At 48.2% G+C, this 24106-nt stretch carries 15 protein-coding genes; all 15 read right to left on the reverse strand.

Going from position 1 to position 24106, the window contains the following annotated elements:
- Position 1: 1 nt before the first annotated feature.
- Entirely contained in the window at positions 2-583 is a 582-nt protein-coding gene (gene pabA / locus ACUN27_RS36825) for an aminodeoxychorismate/anthranilate synthase component II (RefSeq protein WP_161407595.1), read from the reverse strand.
- A 33-nt stretch (positions 584-616) separates the two neighbouring features.
- Positions 617-2155, reverse strand: a complete 1539-nt coding sequence (locus tag ACUN27_RS36830) for an anthranilate synthase component I family protein (protein WP_445560562.1) — start codon at positions 2153-2155, stop codon at positions 617-619.
- A gap of 121 nt (positions 2156-2276) precedes the next feature.
- Entirely contained in the window at positions 2277-3218 is a 942-nt protein-coding gene (gene cysK / locus ACUN27_RS36835) for a cysteine synthase A (RefSeq protein WP_127457161.1), read from the reverse strand.
- Positions 3219-3321: 103 nt separating this feature from the next.
- Positions 3322-4281: a peptidyl-prolyl cis-trans isomerase gene (locus ACUN27_RS36840; protein WP_315955966.1), complete on the reverse strand. Its 960-nt coding sequence runs from the start codon at positions 4279-4281 to the stop codon at positions 3322-3324.
- A gap of 34 nt (positions 4282-4315) precedes the next feature.
- The gene (hslO, locus tag ACUN27_RS36845) at positions 4316-5182 is read right to left on the reverse strand and encodes an Hsp33 family molecular chaperone HslO (RefSeq protein WP_315955965.1); all 867 of its coding nucleotides are present in this window, start codon (positions 5180-5182) and stop codon (positions 4316-4318) included.
- A 23-nt stretch (positions 5183-5205) separates the two neighbouring features.
- Positions 5206-5970 carry a type III pantothenate kinase gene (locus ACUN27_RS36850; protein WP_315955964.1) on the reverse strand — a complete coding sequence of 255 codons (765 nt, stop codon included), beginning with the start codon at positions 5968-5970 and terminating at the stop codon, positions 5206-5208.
- Positions 5967-6836, reverse strand: coding sequence for a carboxylating nicotinate-nucleotide diphosphorylase (gene nadC / locus ACUN27_RS36855; RefSeq protein ID WP_315955963.1), 870 nt, complete (start codon positions 6834-6836; stop codon positions 5967-5969). The genes ACUN27_RS36850 and nadC overlap by 4 nt, the downstream gene beginning before the upstream one ends.
- A 1-nt stretch (position 6837) precedes the next feature.
- A complete protein-coding gene (gene nadB / locus ACUN27_RS36860) occupies positions 6838-8448 on the reverse strand; it encodes an L-aspartate oxidase (RefSeq protein ID WP_315955976.1) in 1611 nt (536 codons plus the stop codon).
- Positions 8449-8576: 128 nt separating this feature from the next.
- Entirely contained in the window at positions 8577-9515 is a 939-nt protein-coding gene (gene nadA, locus ACUN27_RS36865) for a quinolinate synthase NadA (protein ID WP_157324474.1), read from the reverse strand.
- A gap of 201 nt (positions 9516-9716) precedes the next feature.
- Positions 9717-11669, reverse strand: a complete 1953-nt coding sequence (ftsH, locus tag ACUN27_RS36870; RefSeq protein WP_326061303.1) for an ATP-dependent zinc metalloprotease FtsH — start codon at positions 11667-11669, stop codon at positions 9717-9719.
- Positions 11670-11766: 97 nt separating this feature from the next.
- The gene (hpt, locus tag ACUN27_RS36875) at positions 11767-12306 is read right to left on the reverse strand and encodes a hypoxanthine phosphoribosyltransferase (protein WP_127457153.1); all 540 of its coding nucleotides are present in this window, start codon (positions 12304-12306) and stop codon (positions 11767-11769) included.
- Between the two features lie 70 nt (positions 12307-12376).
- Positions 12377-13792, reverse strand: coding sequence for a tRNA lysidine(34) synthetase TilS (tilS, locus tag ACUN27_RS36880; RefSeq protein WP_326061304.1), 1416 nt, complete (start codon positions 13790-13792; stop codon positions 12377-12379).
- Between the two features lie 36 nt (positions 13793-13828).
- Positions 13829-14740, reverse strand: a complete 912-nt coding sequence (locus ACUN27_RS36885; protein WP_315955959.1) for a serine/threonine-protein kinase — start codon at positions 14738-14740, stop codon at positions 13829-13831.
- Positions 14724-15443 carry a vWA domain-containing protein gene (locus tag ACUN27_RS36890; RefSeq protein WP_127457174.1) on the reverse strand — a complete coding sequence of 240 codons (720 nt, stop codon included), beginning with the start codon at positions 15441-15443 and terminating at the stop codon, positions 14724-14726. Before ACUN27_RS36890 ends, ACUN27_RS36885 begins: the two co-directional genes overlap by 17 nt.
- Positions 15444-15586: 143 nt before the next feature.
- Positions 15587-23815 (reverse strand): S-layer homology domain-containing protein, encoded by an 8229-nt coding sequence (locus tag ACUN27_RS36895; protein WP_445560563.1) that lies wholly within the window; start codon positions 23813-23815, stop codon positions 15587-15589.
- Positions 23816-24106: the final 291 nt, after the last annotated feature.

The raw sequence follows: 24106 nt of genomic DNA on the forward strand, positions 1-24106 counted from the left end.
ATTAAGCTCCTGCTTTAGCCGTGCGGCGTAGAAAATTGCGCAGCATTTGGTGGCCATGCTCCGTGATAATGGATTCGGGATGAAATTGAACGCCCTCAATCGGATATTCCTTATGACGCAGCGCCATGATTTCACCTTCAGCCGTACGGGCACTGACTTCCAAGCAATCAGGCAGCGTCTCCGCTTTGACAATCAAAGAATGGTAACGTGTCGCGATGAAAGGAGATGGTAACCCTTCGAACAACGTTTGGCCATCATGGAAGATTTCTGAGGTCTTGCCGTGCATTAAGCGCTCAGCTCGAATGACGTCGCCGCCAAAAGCTTGTCCGATGGACTGATGTCCCAGACAAACGCCGAAAATGGGGATTTTACCCTTGAAATGGTCAATCAGTGATAGGCTAATACCGGCTTCATTCGGCGTGCAAGGACCCGGAGATATTAAGATATGGTCGGGCGCCAAGGCCTCCACACCTGCTAAATCAATTTCGTCATTGCGACGAACGATGACTTCTTCCCCAATTTCCCCCAAGTATTGGACGAGGTTGTACGTAAACGAATCATAATTATCAATCACTAAAATCATTCTAAGCTCCCCTTTCGTCAGCCCTGCTCAGGCTTAAGCTCGGCTCATGCTCCGCTCGCTATATTCAATTGCTTTCCACATCGCTTTGGCTTTGTTCAAAGATTCGATATACTCACGCTCGGGAATAGAATCGATGACGATCCCCGCCCCCGCTTGAATATGCCCCATACCTTCTGCCGCCACCAGCGTGCGTATAATAATATTAAATTCCATATTGCCATTATAGTCAATCCACCCCATAGAACCCGTGTACAGGCCGCGGCGAACTGGCTCTAACTCTTCAATGATTTCCATTGTCCGAATCTTCGGGGCGCCTGTGATTGTTCCTCCAGGGAACGTAGCCGCAATGACATCGTACGCATCCTTGCCTTCCGCCAACTCGCCGACCACTTCGGAGACGATGTGCATGACATGGGAATAGTACTCGATGACCATAAAATCCTTGACGCGGACAGAGCCGTACTTGGAGATGCGGCCAAGGTCGTTGCGCTCGAGATCGACCAGCATGACGTGCTCGGCGCGCTCTTTTTCGTTGTCGATGAGCTCGCCGGCCAGGCGCAGGTCATCCTGTTCGTCTTTGCCGCGCGGGCGTGTGCCAGCGATAGGACGCGTCCGCAGGACGCCATCCTCCAGCTGCACGAGCAGCTCCGGCGAGCCGGAGACGAGGGCGAAGCCTGCGAAGCGCAGCAAGCCCATATAAGGCGAGGGATTGACGATGCGCAGCGCCTCGTAGATCTCTTCCGGCGTCGTGTTCAAGCGCCGGCTCTGTCTGACAGACAAGTTGACTTGGAACACGTCACCTTGTGAGATGTAGGCTTGGATGCGCTGCACCGCCGCCATGTAGTCGGCTTTGCCGAACGCAGGCTGGATGCCCGCGATGCTCTCTACATCGATGTGCAGCTGCTCGCGCGCGATCGATGTCCCTTCCGGGCCGCTGTGCGGCGAGCCCGCTGCGCTGCTAGTGCTGATGCCCTGCCAGCGACGAAGCATGGCATCTGTCTGCTCTTGCGCCTGCGCATATAGCTGCTGCAGATACGCGTCATCCGCAGCCAGGTCCGTCTGCAGGGACGTGTGGACCATGAGGTATAGGCTTTTCTCAAGGTGATCCACAGCCCATACTTGATCATACATAGCAAAGCTGTAATCCGGGATTGGCAGATCATCCGCCGCTTGGGTCGGTAGCTTCTCGATAGTACGGATTACATCGTAGCTCCAGTATCCGACACATCCACCTAAGAATTTAGGACCGCCTTCTACTTTGGGACTATGATGAGAAGACATCCATTGTTTCACGATTGAAAGCGGCTCGCCTTTCATGCGAGTTACATGACCGGACGAAGTCATTTCAGCTTCCAACCCTTTTCCATGTACCGTCGAAAATGGTTGTAACCCGAGGAACGTGTAGCGCCCGCCTTTCCCGCTCTCCAGTACAAAAGAATTCGGCGCCGCTTCCTGCCAAGCTGATTCCCAGGAGACGATACGATCTTCGCCCAGCTCGAGCTTAACGACGTAAGGCAGCATGGTATACGCGGAGGACCAACTGCGCCACTGCTCTAGGGTTGTTAATATCATGATTGCCCCTCCTTCCAATAATATCCGAAGATTAGTTGTCCATTAGTATACTCCAACCTATCACAGAAAAAAAGCCCCAGCTGCAAGAGCTGAGGCTTACTTAATTGCATGAAGGTCAACTTTATTGCTCTTCGAATTGGTAAAGCGGTGTAGACAGGTAACGCTCACCGTTACTTGGTACGATCGCTACGACACGTTTGCCAGCTCCAAGTTCTTTGGCCACTTTCAAAGCTGCGAAAATCGCTGCGCCTGAGGAAATACCGCCAAGAATACCTTCTTCTTTGGCTACGCGACGGGAAGTTTCGAAAGCATCTTCATTCTCCACCGCAATGATTTCATCGTAAATGTTTGTGTTCAAAATACCAGGAACAAAACCTGCACCGATACCTTGAATTTTGTGAGGACCTGGTTTACCGCCGGAAAGAACCGGTGAAGCCGCAGGTTCTACCGCATAAATTTTGATATCAGGGAAATTTTCTTTCAGCACGCCGCCAGCGCCCGAAATCGTACCACCTGTACCGATACCGGAAATGAAAGCATCCAATTTGCCATCGTGACCCTTGATTGCTTCCACGATTTCTGGACCTGTTGTTTCACGGTGAACTTTCACGTTAGCCGGGTTCTCAAATTGTTGCGGGATGAAATAGGAAGGATTCTCCGCTTTCAATTCTTCCGCACGTTTGATCGCACCCTTCATTCCTTCTGCTCCCGGTGTAAGAACAAGTTGCGCACCGTAAGCACGAAGCAGGTTGCGTCTTTCTAGAGACATCGTTTCTGGCATAACCAGAATCGCTTTATATCCTTTAGCTGCTGCAACAAGTGCAATTCCGATTCCCGTGTTACCGCTAGTTGGCTCAACGATTGTATCACCAGGCTTAAGTTTGCCTTCTTGCTCAGCTACTTCGATCATGGAGATGGCAATACGGTCTTTAACGCTGGCACCAGGGTTCTGATACTCCAATTTAACATAAACCTCTGCGCTTCCTTCCGGAACGACACGATTCAAACGAACAAGCGGTGTATCTCCAATCAAATCCGTAATGCTTTGTACTAATCTTGCCATTGCTAGTTCCCCTCCAGATTGAGTAATAGATGATTTCCGAGTTAATTAGTCGGTATTATACATTTAATCTTATCAATGCACCCACGCGTTGTCAACCACATTTTCAGAGACCCTGCTTAAACTCCGGAGCAATAACAGCTACTTTCCATTTCGTTCGAAGCTGCGAAACATAATCCTTAAGCGGCGGAGCTTCCTGCAGCGCCAACTCTCTGCGCACATTTTCACGAATAAACGCTTGATCCGGATTTTCTTTGTCACGCTTGTTTTTCAGCTTCACTACTGCAAATCCTTGCGCTAACGCTACTGGCTTACTGACTTCCCCAACCTTCAGCAATTTCGCAGCCTCCAGAACGGGTGCTGCCACAAAAGGGTCATCACCCTCAATCCAGCCGAGGTCTCCTCCCGTGTTATTGGTTGCGTCATCCAGGGAGCGATCTCTGGCCAGAATTTCAAAGCTTTCGCCTTTCCCCAGCGCGGCAATCACTTTGTTCGCCTGATCCTTGGTAGAAACAATTATCTGCTGGATGTTGTACTCGGTTTCCTGCTTAAATTCATCAGGATGCGCTTGGACATAAGATTCCACCTGAGCATCCGTTATTTGAATATGGCTGGTAGCAAGTTTCTCCAATAGCAGCTTATTCGTAACGTCCTCTTTGATTTCTTGCCGGGACAGCCCCAACTGATTTTGCATAGAGGCATAAAATTGTTCTTCACTCTCGTATCCTTGCTGCATTCGTTTCAACTCACGTGCAATCTCCGCATCTGCAATCGCAGTCCCCGTCTCGTTTCCTTCCAGACGTATCACTTCACGATCCAACAGCTGACCTAACAGTTCTGCTCCATAATGATGTTCCAGCGCTGTTCGAAGCTCTTGCCGCGTAATATCTCGACTTCCAATTTTGGCTACGACCTGATCATTGTTCTGCTCGCCTTGCTGCTCAGGATCCGCTGGGTGACTCGATTCTGATTGGTTCATAGTATGAGTGATCAGCAAGGATGCGAGCACGAGAATACATACTGCCATCAGAATGATGACTCCCCACAATCGCTTTACGTTCTGCATCCTGACTCCTCTTCATTTCCATAATGCTGCTGATCTACAGATCAATCATGCGTTGCAACTCTTCTTCGTCGAAACGATAGGCTTCATTGCAGAAATGACACACAACTTCGGCGAAGCCTTCATCATCGAGAATTTCTTGAAGCTCCGCTTTCCCCAGGGAAATAAGCGTCGATTCAATCCTTTCCCGACTGCATTTGCAGCGGAACATAACATCCATTTGATCGAGTGTTTGAAAAGAAGGTAATACCGTCTGCAAAATTCCTTCCAGGTTTAATCCGCCGCCGAGCATGGTTGTAAAGGAAGGGATGCGTGAGAGTATTTCCTCAATTTCACTAATCTCCTGATCGCTTAATCCAGGAAGCAATTGAATGACGAATCCGCCCGCTGCTAAGATCGAGTGATCGGTATTTACCAAAACACCAAGAGCTACTGCTGAAGGCGTCTGTTCCGACTTCGCAAAATAGTAGGTGAAGTCTTCCGCTAATTCGCCAGAAACTAGCGGTGTGCTGCCTTTGTAAGGTTCTTTGAGACCTAAATCTTTGGTTATGTACAAAAAGCCGTCCGTTCCGACCGCAGCGGCAACATCGAGTTTACCATTCGCTTTAAGGGGAGGGTCAACCAGCGGATTATCCACATAACCACGCACCTCGCCTTTGGCATTGGCATCGACCACAATCTGCCCGATTGGACCGTCTCCTTTGACTTGAATAATGAGATGTTCCTCACCTTTGAGCATGGCTCCCAAAAGAAGACCGGCGGCTGCCGTTCTTCCTAACGCCGCAGTGGCGGTAGGGGTCGTTTGGTGTCTTCGGCTAAGTTCCTCTGTGAGGACGGTGGTTTGTACCGCAAAAGCACGAACTCTTCCCTGAAGAGCCGTTCCTCGAATTAAATAATCGCCCATGTTACGTCCTTTCCTTAAACAGCTTATGCATTTCTCTCATAAATCATTTGTAAACCTTGCAGTGTCAGCAAAGGATTCACGATTTGAATCGTTCGGGACTCACTGGAGATCAATTCTGCAAGCCCCCCCGTTGCTATGACGGTAGGATTTACATTAAACTCCTGTTTTACACGTTCAACAATCCCATCCACTTGACCTACGTAGCCATAAATAATCCCTGCCTGCATAGCAGCTACCGTATTTTTGCCGATTACGCTTTTCGGCTTCACAAGCTCAATGCGCGGAAGCTTTGCCGCTTTTTGATACAACGCTTCTGTGGAAATACCGATGCCTGGTGCAATCGCGCATCCCACTAACTGCTGGGCTGGATCAATATAGTCATAGGTTGTCGCCGTTCCGAAATCAACAATAATACAAGGAGCTCCATACAGTTCAAGAGCTGCAACCGCATTTACAATACGATCCGCCCCAACTTCTTTGGGATTGTCTACCCGCACATTCAATCCCGTCTTAATGCCGGGACCTACGGTAAATGGCGTCCTTTTCAAATAATGCTTACAAAGGCTTTCCATCACACTAACGAGCGGAGGGACAACGGAAGAGACGATTACACCCTCTACTTCGCTGAATTTAATCCCAGAATGTTGAAAAAGGCTATGCAACTGCATGCCGTATTCATCAACGGTAGCCGAACGATTCGTGCTCACCCGCCAGTGGTGCAGGAGTGTACGCTCTTTGTAGAGGCCAAGCACAATATTGGTATTCCCCACATCGATCACGAGAATCATAACGCTGTCCCCTTCCGCTCATTAAGGTCAAGTGAAATATCCAGCGCTGCAACCGAGTAGGTCAACCGTCCAACCGAAATCACATCTACGCCCGATTCAGCCATAGCTTTAATGGTCTGCACCGTTACAGATCCTGATCCTTCTACTACAATATGCGGAGCTTTGCTTTTAATTATGGAAACTGCTTCCTTCATTTTAGCCGGTGCCATATTATCCAACATGATAATGTCAGCTTGGGCCGATAACGCTTCTTGCAATTGGTCAAAATCTTCGACCTCTACCTCAATCTTCATGGTGTGGGGGATCTGCTTCCTGGCCGCTTGTACAGCCTGTGTGATACCTCCAGAGCCCTTGATGTGATTATCCTTGATCATAACCGCATCATAAAGACCGAAACGGTGATTATGACCGCCGCCTACGCGAACGGCATATTTCTCAAGAAGCCGATGACCCGGCGTCGTCTTCCTTGTGTCAACAAGTCTGGTCGGCAAACCTTCCAGGGCATTAACAAACTCCCGTGTTCTGGTCGCAATACCGGACAACCTTTGCATGAGGTTAAGACTCAAACGTTCGCCAAGCAGGATGCTTCGCGTGTTGCCTTCCACTTCAGCAATAATTGTCCCTTTATTAACTGACGATCCTTCTGCGACTTTTGTTTCAAAATGAAGAGTTGAATCGACGACAGCGAAAACTTCGCGGGCAATTTGCAGACCGCAGATGATTCCGTCTTCTTTGACGTGGATAATCCCTTTGGACGCATGGTCCAAAGGGATCGTTGTCAGAGTCGTGACATCACCGGTGCCAATATCTTCTTCTAGCCAAAGCCGAATCTGTTTACGAATAAGTTCCATATTTAAATCCAGCATATTAAATCCACTCCTCTATGCTATCTTCCCCGCGCTTAAAAACAATATGCTTCTTCCAGTCACGATCATCCCGTTCCGGGAAATCTTCCCGGTAATGACCCCCACGGCTTTCCTCACGCGCCAAAGCCGCTGTTGTCGTAAGCAATGCACAATTCAGTAAATTAGCAAATTCATAATCTTCACGTTTCGTCATCAAGGAATCAAAAATAGAAAGCTGTCTGGACAATTCATCGTGGCCTTTTTGCAGACCTTTGGCTGAACGCTTCAGTCCAGCGTAGCGCAGCATGACTTTCTGCAGCTTCAGCTTCTTTTCGACAACAGCCTGATTCGGAATTTCCGTTCTTGGCGCTTCAGACTCCGCGCGGATTTGAATGTCGCCTTCCAGAGCCGGCAGCTCTTGAATACGCTCGATAATCCTTCTGCCGAATACGATAGCTTCCGATAACGAATTGCTCGCTAACCGGTTAGCGCCATGTACACCTGTGGAAGACACTTCACCACACGCGAAAAGTCGGCGAACGTGCGTCTCTCCGTGCAAATCTGTCTTCACGCCACCCATCATATAGTGAGCTGCGGGAGCAACCGGGATCCAGTCCGTGCTCATATCCAAACCATAATTCAAGCAATACTCATAAATCGTTGGAAAGCGATGTTTAATTAGTTCCTCAGATTCATGTGTAATATCTATGTATACAAAAGTTGACTTGCAATTCTCCATCTCGTCGACGATGGCGCGAGCTACAACATCCCTAGGCGCTAACTCCAGCTGGGGATGGTACCTTTCCATAAAACGCTCACCTTTGATGTTGCGAAGGTACGCCCCCTCGCCGCGCACCGCCTCGGAGATCAGAAAGCGCGGAGCGCCAGGATAGCACAGCGCCGTAGGATGGAATTGTACGAATTCCACATCCTGAATTTGCGCACCGGCGCGGTAAGCAATCGCGATGCCGTCACCCGTCGCGATATCGGGATTGGTCGTGTAGCGGAACAGCTGTCCCGCACCACCCGAGCAGAGGATCGTGGCGTTGCCGCGCACAAACACCCGCTGGCCGCCCGGCTTCTGCACGAGTGCTCCGTAGCACTCGCCATCTTGCGTGATCAGGTCGATCACGAAGTGATCGTCCCAGATCTCGATGTTCGGGTCTTGTTTCGTGCGCTCCGAAAGGGCTCGTACAATTTCGGCGCCGGTAGCATCACCATGCGCATGCAAAATGCGTCGCTGGCTGTGAGCCCCTTCCTTCGTCAAAGCGAACTCACCATTCTCCAGATCGAACTGAGTTCCCATTTGAATCAAATCCTGTACGCCGTTAGGACCTTCGTGAACTAGAACATCAACAGCCTCTGGTGAGCAGAGGCCGGCGCCGGCGATCAAAGTATCCTGCATATGATATTCAGGTGAATCCTCGTCGGAAATAACAGCTGCAATCCCGCCTTGTGCATAACGCGTATTGCTATCGAGGAGAGATTTCTTCGTAATCATCAGAACTTTCTTATTTTCACTAGCGCGCAGAGCCGTAAATAATCCTGCAATACCTGCGCCAATCACAATCACATCTGTATGTACATGAGGAATGGAATTTAAGTCTACATCTACGAGGTATCTAGGAATCATGCCGCTCACCCGATCTTCACCATTTATTCTCGCCAAGAAACAGAATCGTGAGATTCTGCTTCTTCACGAGGGTAACTAACAAAAATGATTTGATGCGATCTTTCAATTAAACAAGAGAGTAGCGCATGCTACTTTACTTGTAACATGCGCTCTAAGGACAATCTTGCTTTATCGGCTACATCTTCCGGTACATAAATCTCTGGCTGCATGGTCTCCAAACACTTCACAATTTTCTTCAAATTGTTTACTTTCATGTTCGGGCAGACCAGGTATTTGGTTGCAAAGTGGAATTGTTTGTCCGGACTATCCAAGCGTAGTTGGTAACCCGTCCCGTCTTCCGTCCCGACAATAAATTCTTTGCAGTCTGATTCTTTGCAATATTTAATAATCGCTGTCGTGCTTCCCACGAAATCACCCAACTTCACGACTTCTGGGCGACACTCCGGATGTACAACAAATTGCGCATTAGGATATTGCGCTTTCATTTCCTCTACATCTTTGACCGTCAGCATATCATGCGTATTGCAATAACCTTCCCAGATGATCACTTTTTTGCTTGTGAATTTTGATACATAGTCGCCCAAATTTTTATCCGGTACCCAGATGATCTCATCCGAATCGACGGAATTAATAACGTTTATGGCATTTGCAGAAGTACAACAAATATCTGTTTCTGATTTAACATCAGCGGATGTATTGATGTAGGCAACGACCTTAGCTTTAGGATGTTGGCGCTTCAAAGCACGAAGACCCTCAACATTGACCATATCCGCCATCGGGCAGCCTGCACGCTCATCCGGAATGATCACGGTTTTGTTCGGCGCCAAAATTTTAGCGCTTTCTCCCATGAAGTGGACGCCGCAAAAGACAATAACATCTGCATCTGTTTGTGCCGCTTTTTGCGCTAGCAAAAAGGAATCCCCCCGGAAATCGGCAACTTCTTGAACTTCGTCACGCTGGTAATAATGAGCAAGAATAATAGCATTCCGTTCTTTCTTCAATTGAAGCAACCGCTCTTTCAATTCTCGGTTCTGCTCCGCTTTACGCTCTAGTGCTAAAGCTTCCATGGATGCTTCCTCCCCTGTCTGGGATGTAAAGTGTACTTCTTAACTATCTAAAAGTAGTATGATCTAAGCTAGTTAAAATTAGAGATTTACAACTAATTTACACATTCCAGCATCCCCTGTCAATGCGTAAAAAAGCCGAAATAAGCAGAAAATCCGGGTACACCTGACGTGTACACCGGATTTACGAGTTGCCATTGCTTGTTACTCTTCGGATTGATCCGAATTCGGATCTTTCTCTTTTTCGAACTCTAATTTATTGCTTTCATTCTCTTTGCTTTGCGGTTGAATGTTCACTTTAACGTCCTCGTCAATCCCGCCGGCATTCAGCTTGCCTTTTTCCAAAAGCTCAATAATTTCATCTTTATCGAGCGTTTCTTTCTCAAGCAGCGTTTTGGCTACGAGATGCATTTGGTCGGCATGCTCAGTAAGAATGGCGCGTGCACGGTCATAACAAGTGCGGATAAAGCTTTGCATCTCTTGGTCAATCTCATAAGCGATTGCATCGCTATAGTTTTGCTCATGGCCGATGTCGCGGCCTAAGAACACTTGACCTTGGGAGCTGCCGAACTGCATCGGTCCAAGCTTATCGCTCATCCCGTATTCCATAATCATGCGACGGACGATGCCAGTAGCCTTCTGGAAGTCACTGTAAGCCCCTGTGCCGATCTCACCGATAAATAATTCTTCGGCAACACGACCACCAAGGAGGCCAGTTACTTTATCCAACAGCTCGTTCTTCGTCTGCATCATGCGGTCTTCGCCTTCTTTGGGCAACATCATCACGTAACCGCCAGCGCGTCCGCGCGGAACGATCGTCACTTTGTGCACCATATCTGCATTTTCCGCATGATAACCAATGATTGCGTGTCCGGCTTCATGATAGGCGACAATACGTTTCTCAACATCGCTGATGATCCGGCTTTTCTTTTGCGTACCTACAATAATACGGTCAAAAGCTTCCTCGATCTCAGCCATCGAAATATCTTTACGGTTACGACGAGCAGCAATCAATGCTGCTTCGTTCAATAGATTCTCTAAATCAGCGCCTGTAAATCCAGTCGTGTAACGGGACAGAGCGTCCAGCTTCACATCTTTGGCGAGCGGTTTATTGCGGGCATGTACTTTCAGTACAGCTTCGCGGCCTTTAATGTCAGGGCGGTCAACCGTGATTTGACGGTCAAAACGACCTGGACGCAATAAGGCAGGGTCAAGAATATCAGGGCGGTTCGTTGCAGCGACGATAATAATACCTTCGTTAGCGCCAAACCCGTCCATTTCAACTAGCAACTGATTGAGGGTTTGCTCACGCTCGTCATGTCCGCCACCTAATCCAGCGCCGCGTTGACGACCGACCGCATCGATCTCATCAATGAAAATGATACAAGGCGAGTTCTTTTTCGCGTTCTCGAACAAGTCACGAACACGGGATGCGCCGACACCGACGAACATCTCCACGAAGTCAGAACCGGAAATACTGAAGAACGGAACGCCTGCTTCACCGGCAACTGCCCGTGCAAGCAATGTTTTACCTGTTCCCGGAGGACCATTGAGCAGAACCCCTTTAGGGATTCTTGCGCCGACGGCTGCGAATTTCCTTGGATCTTTGAGGAATTCAACAACTTCGACCAATTCTTGTTTTTCTTCATCCGCACCGGCCACATCTTCGAATGTGACACGTTTCTTCTCCTCATTATATAAGCGGGCACGGCTTTTGCCGAAGTTCATCACTTTGCCGCCGCCACCCTGAGCTTGGTTCAATAAGAAGAAAAACAAGATGAAGATAATGACGAATGGGATAATAGAGGTCAGGAAGCTAATCCAGACGCTATCCCGCTCCATTGTCTCATACGTTTCTGATGGAACACCATTGGCTTCGATCAGTTGAACGACCAATTGCTCGTATGGAGCATGCGTTTCAAAACTCTTCTTATCCGCTCCGCTTGGAGGATTAATATACTTACCTTTAATCAAATACGTGTATCCATCGAACTTGAGGGTTACGGATTCCACATTTTTGTTAACAACCGCTTGGCGGAATTTATCGTAAGTAATTAATTCCTTTTGTTCGTTTTGGGTACTGATGAAATGGACGATACCTACTGTTACCAAAAATATAAGTAAATAAAAACCGGTATTCCGGATAATTCGATTCATCCCAAGCCTCCTCTCGAACGGCACACTTTTATTATTTTACCATATCCCGGTAAAGCACTACAACATAACCGCAATGAAGAAGCCCGGAGATATGACATTAGGTTGAGTAGATCTCTGGTTTCAATATGCCGATAAATGGAAGGTTACGGTATTTCTCTGCATAATCCAGACCATATCCGACAACGAACTCGTCTGGAAGCACATAACCTGCGTAATCAGGTTCGAGTTCAACGGTTCTGCGTGCCGGTTTATTAAACAGCGCAACGACCGAAATCGTCTTCGCATTGCGTCGCTCTAGCACATCTATCAGATAACTCAGTGTTAAACCGCTATCGATAATGTCTTCCACGATAAGAATGTGCCGTCCTTCTACGGGAACATCAAGATCTTTGATAATCTTGACGACACCGGATGACTTCGTGGATTGACCATAGCTCGAAACGGCCATGAAGTCGAGTTCCAATGGCACTTTAATTTGCTTCACAAGGTCAGCCATGAAAATAAAAGCTCCCTTAAGCACGCAAATGACCAACGGATTCTTGCCTTCGTAATCTTTGGAGAGTTGTTCTCCTAATTCTTGAATCTTCCCTTGAATCTGTTCTTCACTGTAAAGAACGTCTTGAATGTCGCTGTACAAGGATGAACCCCCTAGTTTATATTATGAATCCTTATAAATTTACATTCTAGAAGAACGAAATTTACGCATGTTACTTCAGCACGAGCTTCAAATGAAGCACACGTTCTGTATCGGGACCAACAAGAGCGTGCTTGGACCTACGAAAGCCGGCAATCCAGAGGATTTGTCCGGAAGCATCGACCAGTAACGGGATGACATCACGCCGACTTAACGGCATTTTGGCATCAATGAACATATCTTTTACCTTTTTGGACCCGTTTAAACCATACGGTTCCAATCGATCTCCTGTTCTGCGGCTACGAAGAACTAGCGGCAGCTGAAGTTGATCCAGATCCAAAAATACGTCCGTTGCGGATGAGAGCAAAGCTGCTGTCTCTAGCGAACTGACGGGCATCCATGAGCAAAGCAGTTTGGCTTCTATTTCCGGCAGGTTCAGTTCATCCGTATCGGATCCGATCGCATAAGCATAAGGCTTCGGCGAAGGAGCAGATATCTGAAATTGAATGGCTTCATATTCTCTCACAATATAAAGGGCATCATCAACCTGCAGTACTTGATTAGAAACCTGATCCTGCAAGATCAGCTCGCGGATACTTTCAATCCGGTTAAATTCCAGCCGGTCCATTCCCAAACAAAGACAGTTTAATATTAATTTAATCAAACGCCTTTGTAAAGCAACGTGAAGTCCGCTGAAATCACTTCTCTGTAGCCGGCAAGCCGCTTCCTGAAAAGTCACTATCCGGCGTAAAACCTGCTCGGTCTCCCCAGCCAAATAATCATCTTCAGCGCGCATCATATCCGTCAATCGATTCAGCGACTCGGGCAGATGTTCATTGTACTGCTTCAGCATCGGCATAACATCCAGCCGAATTTGATTGCGAAAATACTTCCGCAGCTCATTGCTGCTGTCTTTACAATAAGTAATGTGATGCTGAGCGCAATAATTCACAATATCTGATTTGTATATACGTAGGAAAGGACGAATCAGTTCCACTTTTTTTTCTCGCCTGCGTTCCGGCATCCCGACAAGCCCGGACGGGCCTGTTCCTCGGAGGATTCGCATCATAACCGTTTCCGCTTGATCATCGGCATGATGCGCGAATGCAATTCGCTGAGCATCATAATCTTCCGCAATTTGATGAAGGAATTCGTACCTTTTCTCACGCGCGGCTGCTTGCCCATTCAACGCCGTTTCCTCTATATAAGCCGGTACATCGATGACGCCAATTTCACAAGGTAGACCTAGCTTCTTCGCCAACTCCATCACAAAATCAGCTTCCCCGTCCGATTCCGCACCCCGGAACTGATGATTCACATGAGCTACAACCAACTTCCAGTTGAAACTGGGTATCAGCGCAAAAAGGACATGAAGCAGCGCCACGGAATCAGGTCCTCCTGAAACTGCAACGATGACGACATCTCCCGAATCCGCCAACTTCTCTTCGGTCACTCGCTGCCGCACCTTGGCGACAAGATCGATTTCCATACTGTCTTCCTTTCCGACTTGCATGTTCCCTAATTATTAATTTAACCAGTAAAGATAAACAGTTGCTACAAAAATAAAAATGGAGGCCGCGAAGCAAACCTTAAGCCACGGCATTTTCAGAGCGGGCTGTGAAAGTTTTTTACCCAAAATGAGTTTTTTCCAATAATGAAAAGCTTCCTGCGATGTAGTAAACTCGCCTCTCAATGCTTTTTGAAGAAATGGCGCGATCTGGGCAGCTGCTGAATTTTCTCGCATAATGACCATAAGCTGATCGACATCTCTATTTTGAGGGAGCATCTTGCTCATTGCCGTGAAGCGTTTGCGCTGATCGAGCGATTTTAAAAGTAAAATGGCAAATGAAAATAAATCATAGCTCTCTTCCGCTACCCGTTCCCCCATCTTCCAATAGCCGCGGTCATACACTTCGGTCAGCTGCTTAATCGCTCTGCCTTTGGGTGTCACCCCACCGAAATCAATGAGATCCACATCGCCATACTTGGATACGATCATGTTCTCAATCTTCAAATCCCCAAACACATAACCGCTCTTATGAATCTCCGTCAGCTTTCTGAGCAGGTTGGAGCCAATGACATAGATCCAGTCCTGCCCACGCTTATGTATAAAATGAGAAATTGTCATTCCATCAATATACCGCATGACATAGAAAGAGATCTCTTTCCCGCGAACCTGCATATCATCCGCATCGATTAAGAAGTTCTTAAAGGATGTATCTGTGAGGGATATGGCGAGAAGCGAATTAATCTCCGATTGGTGGTCAACCGTTTCATGTCCTGCTTTTAGAGCAAATCTGGCCGTTCCTCTTCGTACGAGAACCACAACACCGTTAGAGCCAGCACCTAATAAACGTTCGACCACATAACTTCGGCCGTTCCATTTGCCTTGGATTTCTGTCCCTGGACGGAAAGCTTCCTCATACCACGTAGTCACTCAGCATCCCATCCTCGGTTGTTGGTGCGACAGGCTTCTCCGTCACGAACTGCAGCGTCTGCAGGAGCGCCGGACCTGTCGGAGTCGTACCCTTCATGTTTATTTTATAGAACATCTTGTCTAAATTTGCAAGTTGATTCGTCCAGTTGAGATCCATCTCCAACTCTTGGTCCCTCGTTTTTGTTGACGGAAAGTGGAACACGGCTAATTCACTTTTGCCGCTGCGGGCCCTAAGACTTAGCAGAAGATCATGAATAGCTTCCCGCACCGCTGCAAGCTTGGGCTTCATACTAGCACTAGCATCTATTAAAAGCGCTACGCGAAGGGAAGTAGTTTCACTCATGGAATCTATCACCTGCACGACCTCTGCCCGCTTCTCAGGCGGCAGCTGCTCTAATTGATTAATCCCCAGAATGCTTTGCAATTCTTTGCCTACCGCATGCTGTATCGTCGTTGTTACGGTTTTGCGCGTCATCATTTGAACGGTTTGGGACAGCTGGACTGAATTGACAATACGGCTCATCCCCCCGCCTGCTGCGGCAATCTCACGAATCTCCTCCGTCCCTAACAGGCCTAACTCCCCTTGGTCGACCACACCTATGACATTCACAGTTACACCTTCCGTATGCGCTTGTGCAGCCGCTATGACTGGACTCACGCCAACATTCGAACATCCATCTGTAATTAACAAAATCTGTTTCATCATAACAATTGCCTCCCTGACATAAGGAAAATTTGCTCTCTAGCAGCTCATCTCCTAGTTTTTCCATTTTTGAGAGGCTCTAATCACCTGGAAGAGAAAGAAAAGAAGCAGGATCCCCCAAAGGGCTCCTGCCTCTATTTTCATTACCAGAGTGGCTCCGGTATCATCTTGGTTAATGTTTCTGAGCCGTCTTCATTGCGTTTGTACTCGTGCGTATTGGCGCTTTCCTCTACTTGCTCGAAGCCCCAATAAGACGGGGAGACGTCAGGGAAAGACTGACTGGCGTTTTTCAATGGACCGCGGTGCAGGAGACGATTAATCATCGTCACCGCTTCTGCGCGAATCATCGCTTGCCCCGGTTGGAAGGAGCCGTCCGGATATCCGTTAATGATGTGATAACGGTAAATCTCCTCGATCTCATTCTTCGCCCAGTGCGCAGAAATATCATTGAAATGAAGATTGTTGGATGCATCTGCTTTCAGGTTCAGGTAACGGGCTATGACGGCCGATAGCTCAGCACGCGTAATCGCGGTATCCGGCCGGAAGGATCGATCCTCATACCCGCCAAATAAGCCGGCTCTCGTAGCAGCCTCAATGTACTCACTGCCCCAATAAGCGATTGGCACATCCGGGTAGAGCACTTCCCCTTTCACTGTGCTGCGCAGATCCATGATCCTTGCGAAAATTGCCGCCACTTCTGCTCGGGTAATATTGCGCAGTGGCTTAAACTCCAGATCAGGGTATCCCATGATATATCTGGTGTGCTTGCTATTCTCATAGCGGTTCGAGAACAACATCACTTGAAGTGTAGACTTATCGTCTTCCAGATGTACGAGTGTTGTCTTACTTGAAATCCATGCTTCGTTCGTTACGTTTTGTTCCGCTTTAAGAAGGGCGTTGGATAACACTTTCACTTTGTAGGTCAACGACCCTTTTCCATTCGCGGCCAAATCACCGATCGCCCACGTGATCGTATTTCCGTTCACGGATCCGCCTGCTGCGTCAGCGACCGTCGTGTAGGTCGGAATTTGTGCGCTAACGCTAACTCCCTGCGCTAATATACCTGTTTTGTTGCTGTATTCAACCGTAAACGTGATTTCTTGTCCTTCTCCATAATTGGCTTTATCCGAAAATAAATGCACGGACAAGTCAGTTTGGCCCGGCAGAATCATACCGCCTCCGACAGAACCGCCATTGCCTTTGTCTGATGTTGATTCCCGCTGCATTTGCAAATCATGCTTAACGATTGCATATTCTACGGATATCGTCGGGCTGATATACGTCACATATCCCGGTTTCGTGACTCGGATGTAGTAATCCGATGTCGGGAAGACCATATAAGCGTAATCTCCGGCAGCGTCTGTATTCTGCGGGTTCTTGTTATCGTTTGGCGCGAAGCCTACAAGAACAGGGAGTGGAACCATGGTATGCTTAGTTTTTCCATTAATTGCATTTCTAGGCGTATCTGCATAGTACAGCTCAACATGCGCATCTTCGATTACTTCTCCCGTGATGGCATCCGTAACTTTACCATAAGGGTCGATTAGTTCAAGCGCAATGTTCAGTTCGCCATCGCTGCTGATTTTCAGCTTCGACAGTTCCCCTTGGGCGTTCTCATTCAGCACAATGAATACGCCCGGCTCTACTTCGTAGCTAATTTCCATCTTGTATTCGCCTTGCGTCAGGCCGTTCATACTGAACGTTCCGTTGGCTTGAAGCGGAGCGTTCGAAATTTCATGATTCGAGCCGTCCAGCAATCGAACTCGCATTTTGTTCGTCATGTCCGCAGGAAACACACCGACACTCTGATTGTCGTTACCTACTGCAATAAGACCGCTGGCCCCTTTGGAAGGCATAAATTCTTCATGTCCTGCTCCGGAAACCACACCTGCCGTTATCGTTTGTGTGTAAGTAATAAGCTGAGTGTGTCCGCCGATTTGAACGGGCTTCGTAATTTGCATTTGATAATCGACGCCTCCGCGAGGGATCGCGATCTTGTAATAGCCTTGGTACGTATCTTTCGTAACCGTGTAAGCTTCTCCGGTAAAGTCGATGCCGGGATTCGCGTCAAAATTAGCCGTAATGACAACATGAGCACCATTAACCGGTGTGACAACGCCATCGATCATCTCAGTAACAATCCCTACAATACTCGCCGGCTCAAAAGTCATGATAATTTGCGCTTTGGCATGCAGGTCACGCGGACTGTCGTCAGCAATTGCCTGAATCGGGAACCGCTCGGAGATGATGCCTTCAATAACGGCAGACTTGAACGTTACCTTTGCTTCACCTTTTTCATTCGTGACAGCCGATGAGCCACCAACGAAAGTACCTATTGGAGCACTGAAGTTAACTTGAACATTCGAAAGCGGTTGACCCGCTTGATCCAATACGACTGCCGTTAAAATAGTCGTAGACTGCCCATCGCCGACAATGCTGCTAGGATCAGCTGTTAAGATTAAGCGATATTGGCTGAGCTCGGCATCTACGATAACTTGGTTGCTTCCAACCGTGCTCGGTATCGCATAGAATGCTTTGCTTGCCTCTGCGTAATTCTCAGCTTGTACTACGATGCTGTAACGTGCTGCCTTACGTTGTCCAAAATTGTAGCCACCGTTTGCATCCGTTGTTGTTTTCGCGATTTCCACATGGCTGGCATCTTCATTGTACAAGGTAACGGTAGCACCAGCGATTGGCCGGTGTTCTCCTGCAACTGTAATGGTACCCAGAATTTCAATCGCATTTTTCACCGTAAAACCATTATTGCCGCCAAATGCGCCGTTAGGTGCATCTGTCTGGATGTCATGACCGCCGATTGCCGTATCATAACCCTTGAAGGTTAATTTGAACGACTCTGACGTCTGATTACCCAGAATATCGTCCGGCAACCGTGTCAGTACGTTTTTCCATTCTTTATGGCCATCTGTGATGTATGTTTCCGAATTCGTCAGGACGAATTGAATGACTTCGGAATGGGTGCCATGGATATAAACAGCTTCCACTCGCTGTACATCGTTAGAGCTAACGGCTGAAAGCTTCAATGGATCCCCTGGTGCAAGCACCGGCTCTGTCCATGGCGAGCGCGGCTGACTACCTGCCCATCCGTCAAGCGGATCCCCAACAACGTATAGCTTATCTTGAATGCTCTCTTCTTTTCCGCTCTCAACAGCCGATGCCTTCAGGCCGATCAGATACGGATGATCGTTGTCATACGGAGTGCCTTCCGGAACATGAACGACTACCTGCAGCGCCTGCTGCTCTCCGGCATTTAACTTGAAGCCAGGAACTCCGCCTTGATTCACATCCGGGGAGATATAGGTCCATTTCCACTGCCCTTGATCGAATGCCCACGTGGCTGCCACTTGGCCATTAACGATCACATCCGTAGTAAATGGCGTGTTCACTTCAAGCTTAAAGAGATCTACACCCGCTCCAGTATTCGTCACGATGTGCGGGAACGTTGCCGTTTGTCCGGCCTTCACACTTTGATCCGGAGCTGTATTCAACGTGTGCTGCCCAAGTACAATGGCGTTGATTAAGTTCGAACTCAGCTCATCATACTTCTTCCCGCCCTTTGAAGGGAGAGAATAGTATTCGTTCAAGGTATACTTGACGCTATATACCGAGCTAACGACGGTTGCGTTATCCGCCTGTACCTTGAATTGTAATTCACTGTTGCTGCCAGGCTGAATCGGTAGGCTTTCCCAAGTCAAGCTATAGGTAGATCCGCTTACTGTAGCCCTAGGGTCTGCCCAGCTGATATGAACGCCGGTTGGAAGCTGGATCGTCGTGAACGGGTTGAACGCGGTACTTTGCCCGTTATTCGTCAGCTTCATCGTGAAGAGAAGCTCTTCACTCGCCGTATCGAACGGAACGGAGCCGTCCTGACGAGCCGGTTTGCTGCTGCTTAGCAGCAGGGAAATGTCGGGTTGCACGACGTTCACGGACAGCATCTCGGCTGATATTGTTCGTGGCGCGCCTGCAGTCTCCGCCGTCTGATAATCAAGCTTCGGCGTGATCTGTGCGATGTAGCTACCCGCCGGTCCATCCGTTTTCAACCTTGTAACAATTTGATACTGCGCGGATGGGTCCATCGGACTGGCATCCCCTGTAATAGACCCGAGTGGATACTTATCTCCAACTTTCGGAATGTCAGTGACCGAGCCGCCAACGATTTTACCTACCGAAATGATTTCCTGTTGAACAAGCCCTGACAGCGAATCAAGATTTACATGATACGTGGTCGTATTAAGCGGCTGATCCAGACTCAGGAGATAGGTCACTTCATCGCCAGGGCGCACTGTCGTCGTGCTGTTGTTTGTCGATTCTTTGATCGAAGCCGATACCGTCAACACATCGACAGAGAGTACCTGCGGCAAGGACACTACAGGCGTGTAAATGGCAACTGGGGTGCTCTCCCGGGACTCGTATCCGGTTATTTTACCGTTGATCGTAATACCCGTTGTCCCCGGTAAAACTTCTGGCTTCGTAGTGACTATGAAGGTCACTTTCTTTTTGCCGCTTACAGCAAGATCAGAGAGCGCTGACCATGTAAGCGTGTCGCCACCGCTAAGGGATCCGCCATCCGAAATCGAGCCTGGCTTCACATTCAGTTCGCTTGGCAGCTTGACTTCCACCGAAGGTTTGTATGCTGTCGCGTTCCCAACGTTGTTCAGTTCAAACTCAACTGTGATTTCGGTGTTGGTTTTGGAAAACTTCGTATCGGCAATCGCCACCAGAGCCATGGTTAATTTCGGCTGCAAAATTGCAATGCTTGTTACTGCATCAGCCGTTTGCGCTGAGTCGGAGCCGTTCTGCTTATTCCACTTGGCCACGGCCGTAGTTTTGTACGGAACTACTTCACTTGCGTCGAAAACACCTGCCTTCGCTCGTGCTTGAAAGGTGTATGTGAAAACTTTGGCCCCCAGTGAGGCATCCGTCTCCGAATTAGTTAGAACTTTGGTGAGCTTGTTTCCTGAAACTGTAAAATTATAAGGATTGTTCGTTAACGTAAAGTTGCTTCCAAGAGAGTCGACTACATCTTCGACAACAACGTCGTACGCTATCGTCCCGTCAGGTATCGTAACTTCAACTTTGTAGTCTACGGTATCTCCTGGACGAATCTTGGTGATATCGCCACTGCTCGTTGCCGTAATAACATTTGTAATCGTGACGCGCGGAACATCAACGGTAGCTGAACCTGCTACGTAATCATACTTGGCGCCGCCACTATCAGGCAGACTGTAGTAGTCTCCAGTGGAAGCTAAAATGCTTTGCGTTGATCCTGACCCCTTGACGTTGTCAAGACGAGCAGTGAATGCGTATGTTTGCTCGGCATTATTAGCAAGTGTCGCAACTTGCGGGAACGTCATCGTAACCCCAGCGGCCGTCCCGTCTCCAGAAACAAAACTAAATCCTGCAGGCAGAGTTACTGTTGGCGTAAAGGTATAGGCCGGGTTCAGCCCCTTGTTCTTCACAGTGACGGTGTAGGCTCGGGTGTCGCCTGCTTTCATGGATGTTGTACCAGGACTTAAGGTGATTTCCAGCTGCGGCGCTTTAATGGTCACCGTAGGCTTTTGTGCGCCCTGAACAGATAAGGTTTTCTCTGTTGCGGATGCTTCTGGCTTCCATTTGAAGGCTGCGCCGGATGTATCACTTACGGATGTACCGGCATTAATCTTCTTAACGGTGGTTTTAACATAATACGTATACGTCGCGCCCGGTACCTCCGCCATTCCGGCGAGTTTAATGAGGCCTGCTGTTGTCGTATCAACAGTTGGTGATCCCGTACCTGTATGTGTCAGGGAATCATACCCCGTATACGTCGCAACATAATCTTCATTACTTGGTATTTCAATTTCTACCGATGGTGAATAAGCCACATTGTTAGCCGGGACTTTCACTTCCACCTTGTAGACTACCCAATCTCCAGGCTTCAAAGAGGTTTTCGTACCCGAAGTATCCTCAACCGTCTTCGTAATCGTCGGTCCGGCTGCTGTCAGATTGGTCGTCGTCGTCTCCTGCCCGGTGTAAGGGCGATTGATGACTCCTGCTGATGTATTATTTTGCCCATAGTAGGTCCAGCTCGCATCTTTCAGCACAATATCTCTGCTCGCGCCGATTGGATCGATTAACTGAGCTGTATACGTCAGCGTCACCGAGTTGGCATTGCCCGGTTCTATGGTAGGAATTTCATTGAATTTGATCGAAGTGCCTGTCTGCGTATAGTCTTCACTACCCGGTAAGTCCTGCAAGCCATCCGCTAACTTATCCGTCAGCTTCACATGATAGGCCGGTGTCGATCCATTGTTCGTTAGCTTGATTGTAACTGTAACGGATTCATTTCCGTGAAGGTCAATCGTTTTGTTCACTGTGCGCGTTATGCTCACATCTGGTTCTACATAGGCTAATTCAACTTCCTTGCGCTTGCTCTCAACAATACCTTCAGAATTCTCATAGGTAAGGACGACCAGGTTTTTAGCCCCTTTGTCCTTGGTGACGTAGCTGGTATCGTTTTGAATCCGCACTTTTACCTCGGTGGCAAGTTGGCTTACCTGACCCTCAACTAGATCCGTGTTGCCAAAATCCCACACGAGAGCTTGCATATCATCTTCGTATGTAGGCGTTATTCCATTAATTTGATAAGTGCTAAGTGAGCCTTCATACATGGTACCGAGAGGCAGATAGTCATAAAGCTTAACTTTGTGCTGTTTCGCCGGCAGGCCCACAGCGTCGTATGCCACTTTAAAGCTAGCTGTATCACCTACAGTTACCGCTTGCTTCAGCTCATTGACCGGCTGGCCTCCCACGGTAGTTCCATCGTTCACTCTAACGATTTTTTCACTAACACTAGGCGTTGTCACATGAATGTCCGTTGAATCGGAATCGGTAACCGTTCCTGACGAAACAGATACACCGCTTACCTCAGCTTTGTTGACGAGAACGTCCGCTGCAACTACATTGCTTCCACCGGATTTAGCAACCTTCCAGGTCGACCGAACGGTGGCTTCATAAGTAATCGTGAATTCACGATCCGTAGCACTCGCGTAATCCATATTTCCTAGCGTCCACGTTAAGGCTGTAGTTCCATCCACTGAAGCTGTTTCCGATAAACCACGGGATATTGATGCACCGGTTGCATCCTTAACTTCTGCCGAACCATCGACAAAGACCTGCCCGTCACCCAGCGTATCTTTCACAGTGATCCCTGTCACAGGAACGTACTCGTTGACTTTGACACGCAGCGTGTACACAAGCCTGTCGTTGTATCCGACCTCGCTTCCCGCTGAAGAACCCGCCTTCTTCTGTACACCTTTATAAATCACGATATCTCTAGCAGTCACCTTCTGTGTCACAGACCCCGTAAAAGTTTGACCATCCACGGTAGCAGAATAGTCAAACTTATCGTCCTTCTGTGTGCCATGCGTCATGATATGATTGCCTGCGTCCGTATTTAAAAAGGCCGCCTGATAACTAAACGTTTTCTTGCCTTTTCCGTCCTCGCCTGCCACTGTTAGTGCCGGAAGCGTCCAGTTAATGGTGCGCACCCCGTTGGCAACCGTTTGTGTCGGCGTTCCGGTTTGGCCTGTAAAACCGTAGTGCTCAACTGCCGCATCCGTTGTCTCTTTAAAGAGTGTAAATGTTGTAGATGACCGTGCATTGTTAACCATTTCGATCTTATAAGGAAGCTCTCCCCACTCTGCGCCTCCTGCAGGAGGTGCATCATCAGGGCCCGCCCCCTTCACATTCTTCACATCATTGATAAGTCGGATGGAAAAAGGCGTGACCTTAATGGCTTTGCTCCACGTCTTGGTAGGAAGCGCAGCGTCATAGTATAACTTGCGGGGATCACTGCTCGCATATAACCGAACCGTAGGCGTCAACATGGTCCCAAACGGAACCAGACCGCCGCTATTTGCTTTCCTGTAGTTATTAGAAACTTTGATTTTCACAGGAAAATCGAAGCTTTCCCCGGCAGCGATATCTTTGATATCCTTCCAAAAAGCTGTAATGGTTCCTGTTACGCCATCCGTTACCACCGTACTGGGACTCATATCCGATGCCAGCTCAAGACCGTCCGGCAGTACAACTTCAACGCCAGCGTTGAAGGCCATCGTTCCCGGAGCTTTATTATGGGCATGGACCAAAATTTCCGTATCGCGTCCTAGTACAGCTTCCGATAATTCTTTCTTTTGTAGTCCATCCGGATCATTAGGATCTGAATCGTACCCGGTTACATTAAACTCATCGAGCTTGCTTCCGTCAAATGCATAGGATGGTGCAGCCTGCACCGCGCCAAGCATACCGCCAATTAACTGGATGACCAGCATCAGCGACATCAGAATGGCCATTTTCTTCCGATAACGCAGCATGATTTACCTCCATTATAATTGTCGCAACCCAAATACTGTTCGCTCATCTTAGATGCACGATTGCTCAGATTTTCCTCAGCTCAAACACTTGATCTTCCCATTCTGTAAACCCAACATTAACGACTCCCCACACAACCTATTGCCATCCCTCACCCCATTTTTTTAACTGTAAAGAATCTATTTATAGTTAACCATGATTATAGTCCTACTTGCAAGTAAATATAGGACCTAATTCCTATTTATTGCAAGAAATATGTCATAATTTATCACAATAAAACAAAAAAAAGCCCT

It is taken from the genome of Paenibacillus sp. WC2504 (assembly GCF_052682475.1).